Origin of the sequence: Pedobacter sp. HMWF019 (assembly GCF_003061025.1) — a bacterium.
Taxonomy (GTDB): Bacteria; Bacteroidota; Bacteroidia; order Sphingobacteriales; family Sphingobacteriaceae; genus Pedobacter.
Genome location: NZ_QAIL01000055.1, coordinates 1 through 11377, shown reverse-complemented (window position 1 = coordinate 11377; position 11377 = coordinate 1). Strand labels below are relative to the sequence as shown.

9 protein-coding genes, 1 tRNA gene and 1 pseudogene are annotated in these 11377 nt (G+C 40.1%); 8 read left to right on the top strand and 3 right to left on the bottom strand.

The annotated features are described in order from the left end of the window. Both DBR11_RS03975 and DBR11_RS03970 read left to right on the top strand, forming a co-directional pair. Window positions 1-201 (top strand): annotated as a pseudogene (locus tag DBR11_RS03975) (hypothetical protein); the annotation flags it as partial. A 142-nt stretch (window positions 202-343) separates the two neighbouring features. After that, window positions 344-3121: a TonB-dependent receptor gene (locus tag DBR11_RS03970; protein ID WP_108550322.1), complete on the top strand. Its 2778-nt coding sequence runs from the start codon at window positions 344-346 to the stop codon at window positions 3119-3121. 75 nt (window positions 3122-3196) lie between these two features. Here the strand turns inward: DBR11_RS03970 and DBR11_RS03965 are convergent, their stop codons facing one another. Then, window positions 3197-5041 (bottom strand): DEAD/DEAH box helicase, encoded by a 1845-nt coding sequence (locus DBR11_RS03965; RefSeq protein ID WP_108550321.1) that lies wholly within the window; start codon window positions 5039-5041, stop codon window positions 3197-3199. An 89-nt stretch (window positions 5042-5130) separates the two neighbouring features. After that, complete coding sequence (locus DBR11_RS03960; RefSeq protein WP_108550320.1) at window positions 5131-5598, bottom strand: DUF4293 domain-containing protein; 468 nt, start codon at window positions 5596-5598, stop codon at window positions 5131-5133. A gap of 93 nt (window positions 5599-5691) precedes the next feature. Here DBR11_RS03960 and truA point away from each other — a divergent pair, with 93 nt between their 5' ends. After that, window positions 5692-6444, top strand: coding sequence for a tRNA pseudouridine(38-40) synthase TruA (gene truA, locus DBR11_RS03955; RefSeq protein ID WP_233260636.1), 753 nt, complete (start codon window positions 5692-5694; stop codon window positions 6442-6444). Window positions 6445-6447: 3 nt separating this feature from the next. Beyond that, window positions 6448-8217 (top strand): ABC transporter ATP-binding protein, encoded by a 1770-nt coding sequence (locus DBR11_RS03950; RefSeq protein WP_108550318.1) that lies wholly within the window; start codon window positions 6448-6450, stop codon window positions 8215-8217. 15 nt (window positions 8218-8232) lie between these two features. On the opposite strand, the gene DBR11_RS29350 is transcribed toward DBR11_RS03950, so the two are convergent. Beyond that, on the bottom strand, window positions 8233-8883 hold the full coding sequence (locus tag DBR11_RS29350; RefSeq protein WP_146186450.1) for a hypothetical protein: 651 nt from the start codon (window positions 8881-8883) through the stop codon (window positions 8233-8235). Window positions 8884-9125: 242 nt separating this feature from the next. Between DBR11_RS29350 and sucD the strand changes: the two genes are divergently transcribed. From sucD to DBR11_RS03925, 4 genes are all read left to right on the top strand, one after another. Next, window positions 9126-9998 carry a succinate--CoA ligase subunit alpha gene (gene sucD, locus DBR11_RS03940; protein WP_108550316.1) on the top strand — a complete coding sequence of 291 codons (873 nt, stop codon included), beginning with the start codon at window positions 9126-9128 and terminating at the stop codon, window positions 9996-9998. 113 nt (window positions 9999-10111) lie between these two features. Then, a tRNA-Leu gene (locus DBR11_RS03935) sits at window positions 10112-10195 on the top strand. A 148-nt stretch (window positions 10196-10343) separates the two neighbouring features. Beyond that, complete coding sequence (locus DBR11_RS03930; RefSeq protein ID WP_108550315.1) at window positions 10344-10823, top strand: methionine-R-sulfoxide reductase; 480 nt, start codon at window positions 10344-10346, stop codon at window positions 10821-10823. A 108-nt stretch (window positions 10824-10931) separates the two neighbouring features. Beyond that, window positions 10932-11321 carry a septal ring lytic transglycosylase RlpA family protein gene (locus DBR11_RS03925; RefSeq protein WP_108550314.1) on the top strand — a complete coding sequence of 130 codons (390 nt, stop codon included), beginning with the start codon at window positions 10932-10934 and terminating at the stop codon, window positions 11319-11321. Window positions 11322-11377 lie beyond the last annotated feature (56 nt).

The following is an 11377-nucleotide window of genomic DNA, read 5'->3' as shown; positions in this document are numbered from 1 at the left end:
AAGGTAGGGAATAAAACTGCTGAGGTAGCTGTAAAAGGGACTTCTAAAGTAGGTGATAAAACCTGGAAAGGTAAGATGGCACCTGATGGTTCTGACGTGTATATTAACAGTAAAAACCGTAAATATTACGTCAATAAAAAAGGAGCCAAGGTATATTTGAAAGCCTCTCAGATCAGAACCAGACCTGAGAAAAAACATTAGTCTTTATCACAATTTTAAAAGCCGGAATCCTGTTCCGGTTTTTTTATGCGCTTAATTTTATTTGTGTAATATTTTTGTTTAAATACTACTATTATTGTAGATATAATGGATTATATTTGTTCTTCACCAACTAAACTATTCTATGAGAAGATTTTACCTAATGATTATACTGCTTATTGGACTGGGTTTTTCTACCTCTGCTCAAACCATAAGAGGAGTGGTCAGAGATACTGCACAGACAATTATCGGGGCTACGGTATCTGTTTCGGGACAAAAACAACGGGCCGGAACTGATGCTTCCGGAAGATATGAGATTAAATTAAGCGCGCCAGGCACCTATACAGTGTTTGTAACTTATATAGGCTATCAGACTTTGCAGAAAGTTGTAACAGTTAAAGCTGGTGAGAGTAAAGAGCTAGATTTCTTATTGCAAACTAATAATAATGATTTAAATGACGTGGTTGTAGTAGGGTCAAGAAGTGCTCCGCGTTCTTACTTGGATACTCCGGTTCCTGTAGATGTAGTGGATATTAAGAAACTTACACAAAATGCACCTCAGGTTACCCTTAACCAGATCCTTAACTTCGTTGCGCCTTCATTTACTTCCAATGTGATGAGTCTAACCGATGGTACAGACCATATTGATCCCGCTTCTCTTAGAGGCTTGGGGCCCGACCAGGTATTGGTCCTGATCAATGGTAAAAGACGCCATACGACTTCCCTGATAAATATCAATGGTAGTTTAGGAAAAGGTTCTGTGGGCACGGATTTAAATGCGATTCCTACCTCGGCAATTAAACGGGTAGAGATTTTGAGGGATGGTGCAGCAGCGCAATACGGATCGGATGCTATTGCTGGTGTGATCAATATTATATTAAACGATAATGTCAATCAACTTAATTCGAGTGTAACCGCTGGTGGTTATGCTGGTAAGCATTCTGATGGATTGGATGGCCAGACTGTACAAGCCAATGTGAATTATGGAGTTGCTTTAAATGATAAAGGCGGATTTTTAAACTTGTCGGGTTCTTTCGATTATAGGGATTTTGCTTCACGTACGACACCTTATAAAGGTGTGATTTTTACAGATTACAATAATCCGGCTTTGTATCCTACACCAACAGGAAAGGATATTACAGACGCAGAACTGCAGCGACGTGGACTGAGCCGTTCAGATTTTGTTCCAAATATCGGTCAGTCACAGAACAGGGGAGGAGCTCTATTTTTCAACTCTGTGATCCCCGTGTCCAATGGTGCGGAAGTGTATGCCTTTGGGGGGCTGAATTATAGAAATGGTCGTTCAACTGCTTTTTACCGTACGCCACGTCAACTTACTCAAAACATAGCAACTATTTATCCCAATGGATTTTTACCTGATATCGTGACCAGTAATCTGGATCAGTCGATTGCCGTTGGAATCAGAGGTAATCTTGGGTTGTGGAAGGTAGACTTGAGTAACAATTTTGGAAGGAATAAAATAGACCTTCAGACGGAGAACTCTCTGAATGCCTCGATGCTTACTACTTCTCCAACTTCTTTCGAATCTGGTGGATTTGCTTTTTCGCAAAATACCACTAATCTTGACTTTTCCCGTTTCTATAAAAATACGCTGAAGGGGCTCAATGTTGCTTTTGGCTTTGAGAACAGGTTGGAAAACTATAAGATCATACCTGGTGAAGAGGCTTCTTATGTAAATTATGGTAATGCTATTCAAGTGGGAACGGATGGAAATGGTAAGCCCATCCTGGTGCCGGATCCAAAGGGAAATATCGCTACCCGGTTTGCAGCAAACGGACAGGCCTATGCTGGCGGTGCTCAGGGATTTCCGGGAATCAGTAAAGATAATTTAACTAATGCTTCGAGGTCTTCAGTAGCCGCATATGCAGATGTTGAAGCTAATTTTACAGAGAAATGGCTGGTAGATGGTGCTTTAAGATTTGAAAACTATTCAGATTTTGGTTCTACGCTGAATGGGAAGATCGCGACACGTTATAAATTCTCAGATCAGTTCTTGTTAAGAGGGGCGTTTAGCACAGGATTCAGAGCACCTTCTTTACATCAGAGATATTTTAGTGCAACCTCCACTGTATTTGTGGATGGAGCTTTTGTAGAATCAGGAACCTTCGCGAATGACAGCCGGGTGGCTCAGCTCCTTGGAATCCCCAAACTGAAACAGGAAACTTCGGACAGTTATAGTTTAGGCTTTACATCGAATCTGGGTAAATTCAAATTGACAGTTGATGCCTATTTAATTCAGATTAAAAACAGGGTGATCTATACCGGTCAGTTTAGCGGAAGTAATGCCGCTGGTGCCAGCGCCCAGGATAAAGAAATCTATGACCTGTTGCGTCAGGCCAATGCGACTACAGCCCGTTTCTTTGCTAATGCCGTGGATACCCGGACCAAGGGCCTTGATGCGGTGCTAACTTATACCACACCTTTGGCTATTGGAACTTTCCGGGCTGATTTTGCAGCAACTTTATCGAGAACAGATATTGTTCACGGAATTCATGCCTCTCCATTATTAGCGGGCAAAGAAAACATCTATCTTGACAATGCGAGCCGGATCCTGATTGAAAAGGTGACGCCACGTTTTAAAGCAAATTTGACTTTAGATTATACAGTAAATAAATGGAATGTATTTCTAAGGAATGTATATTTTGGCGCAGTATCCCAACCAACCAACGTAGCTGCCAATGAGCAGGTTTTGCCTGGACGTGTGATAACGGATGCTGGCGTAGGTTATAATTTAACCAAGAGCCTTAAATTAACCATAGGATCAAATAATATATTTGATGTATATCCTGCAGAACTTCTGCCGGGAAGCCAGGGTACCTCTGGTATCTTATATCCGAACCAGGCTCCTCAATTTGGTTTCCTGGGCAGGTACGTATTTACACGTCTGGCACTTAGCCTCTAAAATAAACCTCAACACAACCAACCTAAACCAAAAAAGCCCCGGATTTCCGGGGCTTTTGTCTATATAAAGGAGAGATTAAGACCTGCGTCTTCTGTCTCCACCGTTTCCACCACTGCTTCTTCCACCTCTGTCTTCACGGCTTCTTCCAGAAAAATCTCTGAAACCACCGCCACTGTTTCCACCTTCACGTCTTCCACCTTCACGACGGCCACCGCCAGAACTTCTTCTGTCTCCGCCACCACTATAGCTACGGGCACGACCACCACCACCGCTTCTGCTTTCTGCAGGGTCTCCGGATTTCTCAATCCTTACACCACGGTTGTTGAATTGGATATCTTTGAAATTGTTAAACAAAGCATCTACGCTGGCATCTTCTACTTCAAAGAATGAATAAACTCCTTTAAGGTCAATCTTACCAACATTTTTACCGGCAATTTTACCGTTGTTACATACAAACGATAAAAGGTCACCTCTGGTGAAATCATCCACAGAACCTAAGTTAATGAACAAACGGGTATAACCGTCGCTGCTTCTTCTTGGGCCACGCTCTCCTCTTTCACCCCTTTCGCCGCGTTCTCCACGGTCGTCAGCAGATGCATTCAGATCTGGTGCATTTTTGTAATACTCTAAAAAGCGGTTAAACTCTAAAGAAGCAAAACGTTTGATGACATCTTCTTTGCTCAATTCTGCAAACTCATCCATAATGCGTGGGATGTACTGATCAATCTGATTGTCATTTACTTCTACATTATGAACTTTGTGCACTAAAGAGAACAGTTGTTTTTCGCAAACATCAAAACCAGTAGGTAATTCAGCTTTTGTAAACTGTTTGCCAATGATCCTTTCAATTTGACGGATTTTACCAATCTCTTTAGAGTTGATGATACAGATAGAGATACCTGTTTTTCCGGCACGACCTGTACGACCGCTACGGTGGGTATAACTTTCAATCTCGTCAGGAAGTGAATAATTGATAACGTGTGTTACGTTATTCACATCGATACCACGTGCAGCAACATCAGTAGCAATTAACAATTGCATGTGTCTGTCGCGGAAACGTTGCATAACCTTGTCTCTTTGTTGCTGAGAAAGATCTCCGTGCAATGCATCTGCATTGTAACCGTCTTTAATCAAATGCTCGGCAACATCCTGCGTATCCATTTTGGTTTTGCAGAAAACCACAGCGAAGATTTCAGGATTGAAATCGACAATGCGTTTAAGGGCAGCATATTTATCTCTTGCACGTACTACATAGTACTCATGCTCAATATTTACGTTACCTGTGTTTTTTGTTCCCATGGTCAGTTCGGTCGGACTGTCCATGTAGTTTTTAGCTATTCTTCTTACCTCAGGAGGCATAGTAGCAGAGAATAACCATGTTTTTTTATCGTCAGGTGTAGTAGACAAAATATCGTTAATGTCTTCCTGGAAGCCCATGTTCAGCATTTCATCTGCCTCATCAAGTACTACATATTTCACATTTGTGAAATCTATAGCCTTGCGGCCAATGATGTCCAACATACGGCCCGGTGTAGCCACTACAATTTGTACACCGTTTCTGATCTCACGCAACTGTTGCATAATGTTTGCGCCACCGTAAACGGCAACCACATTAGCACCGGAGATGTTCTTAGAGAAATTCTTGATGTCGCTAGTAATCTGTAAGCAAAGCTCTCTCGTAGGGCATAAAATCAATGCCTGTGGCTTATTGCTTTTAAAGTCTATCAATTCTAACAGCGGCAATCCAAATGCGGCTGTTTTTCCTGTTCCTGTTTGGGCCAAACCAACAAAGTCATTATTGCCCTCTAACAGCACAGGAATAGCTTGTTCCTGAATAGGTGTTGGATTTTCGAAACCTAAATCCTTTACAGCATTAACAACGTCATCACTTATCCCCAATAATTTAAATGGGTTTGTCATGTATTATTTAATTAAGCCGCAAAGGTACGCTTTTAAATTGGTATTTTACTGGTAGTTAACTAAATAAAAAAGTCCACGTATTCAGTAACTTAGCGTAAACGGTCCGCTGATCTGATCAGTTGCTCATCTTTTCGGATGCCTCTTATGGCGAGAAAACAGAATGCAATTGCAACCAAGGGCAGAAAAGCACCTGCACCGAAGGAGGCACCGTCCAAACCACCAGGTATTTCTCTGGCAGATTGAAAGACCCAGAAATTGAATGCTGCAATTAAAATGATAATTAAACTACAAATCCGTTTTTGAAGTGTTCTGTTGCGGAAAAGGAATATAGCAATGAACGCAAGGATGGCAATAATGATATTGGAGACCATTAAAGGCATAAATACATCTGCCCTGATATGAGTTTCTGATGAGACATTTTTGATTTGGTGCAATCCGTTGGTATAAACAATATATTCTGTCCCATTATTCGTTTTGCTCACCACAGGTAAAGCCAATAATATAAACAGGGTTAAACTTGTTAACAAAAGCCACACCGATTGTATTCTTTGTATCATAGCAGTTTAATAATTTCAGCAAATATATTAAAACCTTCCTTTTTTTTGATTCTTTTGAAATCAAAGAAGAGAATATCAGTTAACTTTGTACTATTGAATACACAACGTTTTTTTATCGAACTGTCTTATAATGGCACAGCTTACCATGGCTGGCAAATGCAACCTAATGCCCTTTCTGTGCAAGAATGTCTGGATAAGGCTCTCTCTGTTTTTTTCAGGCAGACTATTGTGACGCTGGGTTGTGGCCGTACAGATACTGGTGTTCATGCTTCACAGTTCTTTGCTCATTTTGAGCTACCTGAAGGAGATTATGGCAATATCAACAGCAAGGTGGGTAGCATTAATTCACTGCTTCCTTATGATATTGCTGTGAAAAGAATCTTTGAGGTGGATGAGCAGGCGCACGCGAGGTTTAACGCCACTTCAAGAGCATACCAGTATCATATCCATTTTCATAAGGATCCTTTTAAGTTGAATCGTTCCTGGTTGTATAAGGGAAGCCTGGACGTACCAGCAATGAATAAAGCTGCGGCGCTGATCATGGCTTATACAGATTTTTCCTGTTTTAGTAAATCCAATACGCAGACTTTTACTAACAATTGCATAATTACACAGGCCTTTTTTGAACAAAAGGACGACGGACTTGTCTTTACCATAAGAGCTGATCGTTTTCTCAGGAATATGGTACGTGCTGTAGTAGGAACTTTGATCAGAATAGGGAAAAAAGAAATTAATTTATCCGACCTTGCAAAGATTATGGAAAGTAAAGACCGTAGTCAGGCAGGTCAGTCTGTGCCCGCCTGCGGATTGTATCTGGTCCATGTTGATTATCCTTTTGTCCACTAATCTATGTCTAAAATAACTGGAGATGCTTTTAATGTTGGTTTGCTGAAGAGAGTCTTTCAGTATGTTAAACCTTATCGGGGCATTTTTATCTGGTCTGTTGTTCTGACCATACTGCTGGCGCTTATCGCTCCGGTAAGACCTTTTCTGATTAAATATACTTTAGATAACTATATTCTTACTTCTGCCTACGGTGGGCTGGTAAATATGACAGTTTTGATGGTGCTTCTGTTGGTATTGCAAAGCATCATTCAGTACAGTCACACGCTATTGACCAATACCCTTGGGCAGTCGGCCATCCGCGACCTTAGGATTAATGTATTTAACCACATTACCCGTCTCCGGTTAAAATATTTTGATAAGACACCTATCGGACAGCTGATTACCCGTACAGTTTCCGATCTGGAAACCATCTCGGATATTTTCTCCGAGGGGTTGATCGTGATCATTGGTGATATTTTGCAGGTTATAGCCATCATTGTTTTTATGGTTTACTCAGATTGGGAACTGACTATAATTGTGTTGTTGCCTATGCCGCTGCTGATCATGGCAACCTCTATCTTCCAAAAGGCCATCAAGTCTGCTTTTCAACAAATCCGGACAGAGGTATCTAATCTGAATACTTTTCTGCAAGAACATATTACAGGCATCTCTATTATTCAATACTTTGCAAGGGAGAAACAGGAATACAATAAATTTGAGAAGATCAATTCTCGTTACCGGGATGCAAATATCCGTTCCAACTGGTATTATTCTATCTTTTTTCCGGTAGTGGAAATCATTTCAGCCATGTCTATGGGCTTATTGGTCTGGTATGGCGCTAAGAGCATTTTAGCAAAGCCTCTGAATGTAACGCCAGGAACCATTGCCGAATTCCTCATGTTTATTAGTATGCTGTTTCGTCCGATAAGGGAACTCGCAGATAAGTTTAATACACTTCAAATGGGGATGGTTGGTGCCGAAAGGGTATTTAAAGTTTTAGATACAGATGAAGTTACCTTGAATGATGGAAGTTATACTCCTGAAAAAATGAAAGGCTCGATAAAGTTTGATAAGGTATGGTTCGCTTATAATGACGATAACTATGTGCTAAAAGATATTTCATTTGAAGTTCAGGCAGGGCAGACTGTTGCTCTTGTGGGGGCTACCGGCGCAGGTAAATCGTCGACGATCAATATCCTGAACCGCTTTTATGAAATACAGAAAGGTAAGATTATGGTTGACGGAACAGATATTCACGCCTATGAGCTTAATTATCTAAGAAAAAATATAGCTACTGTATTACAGGATGTTTTTCTGTTTTCAGATACCATTTTTAATAACATTACGCTCAATAATCCATCTATAGGCATGGAGGAAGTGGTTGATGCGGCAAAAAAAGTTGGCGCCCATGATTTTATAGAACGTCTCCCGTCGGGTTATCAGTATAATGTGATGGAGCGCGGTGCGACTTTATCTGCAGGGCAGGCGCAGTTGATTTCTTTTATCCGCGCTCTGGTGTATAATCCATCCATCCTGGTACTGGATGAAGCAACATCGTCTGTAGATACAGAGACAGAAATGCTGATTCAGCATGCCATTGAGAACCTGATGACGGGCCGTACTTCTATCGTTATTGCTCACCGCTTATCTACCATCCAGAAGGCTGACCAGATCATTGTATTAGATAAAGGTGAAATTAAAGAAAAAGGAACACATCAGGAGTTACTCAAAATTGATGGTTATTATAAAAAACTGTATGACTTACAGTTTAATTCGGTTGGAATCACAAATTAATTGTACATGTTCCAATTACTTGTTCTGTAGCTGGCTTAAAATTGTTTTGAGTTGAATAAGATTAATGGTGTCTGTAGCATTCTCGGGATTCTCCAAAAAAGTTCTGATCTCATCTGCATAAGCTTTACGAAAGGATTCGTTGGAAGGACTGGATTCAAACTGATTTCTGGCTTTTTGAACTGGTTCCAGGTTTTCATGTGTAATTCTTTTCTTACCGTAGGAAGACTCATCTGTCATAATTACAATGTTTTTTTCAAAACCAGGGATGTACTTAACTACAAAGCGCTCTCCGTCAGGTGGAATAAGTATACTGTTTCTAACAGGGTATAATGATGCTGTTGTTGTTGAAAATTTCGTGACGACATCTTTTCCATCTGCTGTTTTCATCACGACATCATAATCCCAAATGTATTGGTCATTGAGGGTGGAACTGGTTTCCTTAGAGAGTGTAATTATTGCAGATCCTCTTATACCAAACTGATTAAGAAAAATTGCGTTGACAAATTGTCCTGTAAAAACGTTAAATATAGCTAGAACAAAGACAAGGATGACGTAAGTAATTGTCTTTTGCCATATAGATAAGACTATTCCAACGAATATGAGGACAAGAAAACTCCATGCACCATGATGGGCAAAGAAATAAAATAGCATAGATAATATTTTCATGGCGTATACTTTGTTTTTTTGTTTTACTTATACTGACGGGGTTCCTCTGTATTTATCTGTTAAGACTATTATAAGTGGGTTATAAACCAAGTTAATTATTTTTTATAATACTATAACCAGACGGAAAACTTTACTGAAAGTCTCTATTGAAAACTCTATATGTTTAGATTGTAATAAAAATGGTAATCAATTTGACAATCCATTTCAATTACCTTAGCTTTGCAACAAAAAAATATAGATACATGAGTGTTTTAGTAAATAAAGATTCAAAAGTTATTGTTCAGGGTTTTACAGGAAATGAAGGCACTTATCATGCTTCTCAAATGATAGAATACGGGACTAACGTTGTTGGAGGGGTTACTCCTGGCAAAGGAGGACAAACTCATTTAGACAGACCGGTATTTAATACAGTTAAGGATGCGGTTGATCAGGCCGGTGCCAATGTATCTATCATATTTGTTCCTCCTGCTTTTGCTGCAGATGCCATTATGGAAGCTGCTGAAGCGGGGATTAAAGTGATTGTTTGTATTACTGAAGGTATTCCTACAAAGGATATGATTCAGGTTAAAGAATATATTTCTGACAGGGATTGCCGTTTAATTGGTCCGAACTGTCCAGGTATCATTACCGCAGGTGAAGCTAAAATCGGTATTATGCCAGGTTTTATCTTTAAAGAAGGTAAAGTAGGCGTTGTGTCAAAATCTGGTACACTGACTTATGAAGCCGTTGATCAGGTGGTTAAAGCAGGTATGGGCATTACAACAGCTATCGGTATTGGTGGTGATCCAATTATTGGTACAACAACTAAAGAAGCTGTTGAGCTGTTGATGAATGATCCCGAAACTGAAGGTATTATCATGATCGGTGAGATTGGTGGTGGAATGGAAGCTGAAGCGGCACGTTGGATTAAAGAAAACGGAACAAAACCAGTAGTTGGTTTTATTGCAGGCCAGACTGCTCCAGCCGGACGTAGAATGGGGCACGCAGGTGCAATTGTTGGCGGTGCTGACGATACTGCTGCTGCAAAAATGAAAATTATGGCTGAATGTGGTATTCGCGTAGTCGAAAGCCCGGCTGAAATTGGTGCTGCTATGGCTGAATTGCTAAAAAAATAAAGACCTTCTTGTATAATGTTAAAAAGCTCTGGTGATATTTCATCGGAGCTTTTTTATTTCAGGAATTTATCTTACTTTTGTACCCGTTGAGCAAAATTTGTGCTTGTTTTACTGCCCGGATGGCGAAATTGGTAAACGTTGCGGTCTCAGAAGCCGTTGGAGTACAATCCTTGAGAGTTCGAGTCTCTCTTCGGGCACAAACCAATTCAATAATAGAAACCCTGGAATGATCATTTCAGGGTTTTTTTATGAAATCGTCTTTCAGGGACGTAATGACATAATTATTACCTTGCCTTTAAACTATCTAACCAGTTGTTTCGTATATTCAGTAAACAAATTGCACAGATGAAGATACTATGTTATAAAACAATCCTTCTTGCAGGAGTGTTAGGAATAACCGGCCTTGCGGCATGTGCTCAAAAGGAAAATAAAGATATTGCTGTTAAATCGACCAAAAATATGGAATGGAATAAATTAACCCCTGAAGAAGAAGATATTATTGTACACAAGGGTACTGAATACCCAGGCACGGGCAAGTTGTTGAACAACAAATCAAAAGGCGTATATGTGTGTAAAAGATGTAATGCTCCTTTGTATCGCTCTGAGTCTAAATTTGATTCTCATTGTGGGTGGCCGAGTTTTGATGATGAGATTAAAGGTGCGGTGTTAAGGATCCCGGATGCAGATGGATCGAGGACTGAAATTATATGTGCCAATTGCAAAGCGCATCTTGGACACGTATTTTTAGGGGAGGGTTTTACGACGAAAAATACCCGTCATTGTGTAAATTCTATCTCTATGAATTTCGTGCCTGATCAGCAATAAAAGCCGGAATTTTAGGATTTTTAAAGCCAGACTGTCTACAGTTCTGGCTTTTTTATTTTATAAGCGGTTAGTTTTCTTATCTTTGCGGTTTCACCAATAAAAAAGTATATGAGGTATTGTTTGATTTTACTGAGTATGTTCCTGTTTTTACAAGTTCATGCACAAGAAGATAAAACAGGACAGGAGGAGTCTAAAGCGAATACAAAAACGGGGATGGCTACTTATTATGCCAGGCGGTTTGAGGGTAGAAGGACGACCAGCGGAAAAAGATACAGACGACATAAATTGACCGCTGCCCACAGGACCTTACCTTTTGGTACGATTGTAACAGTAACTAATCTTTCTAACGGAAAATCAGTAGATGTCGAAATCACCGATCGCGGCCCTTTTACAAAGAGATATATTATTGATATTTCGGAAGCCGCAGCGAAGGCGCTGGGTTTTTTCAGAAAAGGGCAATCCAAAGTTGAAATCAGTTATGATACTAAAGGTGTTTAATCTTTTTGTGTTAAACATTCTATTTAAACTGCGTCGAATTTTTGCTGATTTTAATG

Excerpts from the sequence above, each read along its gene's own strand:
- DBR11_RS03960 (WP_108550320.1), bottom strand. The coding sequence starts at position 5,598 with ATGATACAAAGAATACAATCGGTGTGGCTTTTGTTAACAAGTTTAACC.
- DBR11_RS03950 (WP_108550318.1), top strand. The coding sequence starts at position 6,448 with ATGTCTAAAATAACTGGAGATGCTTTTAATGTTGGTTTGCTGAAGAGA.
- DBR11_RS03925 (WP_108550314.1), top strand. The coding sequence starts at position 10,932 with ATGAGGTATTGTTTGATTTTACTGAGTATGTTCCTGTTTTTACAAGTT.
- DBR11_RS03970 (WP_108550322.1), top strand. The coding sequence starts at position 344 with ATGAGAAGATTTTACCTAATGATTATACTGCTTATTGGACTGGGTTTT.
- DBR11_RS03930 (WP_108550315.1), top strand. The coding sequence starts at position 10,344 with ATGAAGATACTATGTTATAAAACAATCCTTCTTGCAGGAGTGTTAGGA.
- DBR11_RS03965 (WP_108550321.1), bottom strand. The coding sequence starts at position 5,041 with ATGACAAACCCATTTAAATTATTGGGGATAAGTGATGACGTTGTTAAT.
- sucD (WP_108550316.1), top strand. The coding sequence starts at position 9,126 with ATGAGTGTTTTAGTAAATAAAGATTCAAAAGTTATTGTTCAGGGTTTT.
- DBR11_RS29350 (WP_146186450.1), bottom strand. The coding sequence starts at position 8,883 with ATGAAAATATTATCTATGCTATTTTATTTCTTTGCCCATCATGGTGCA.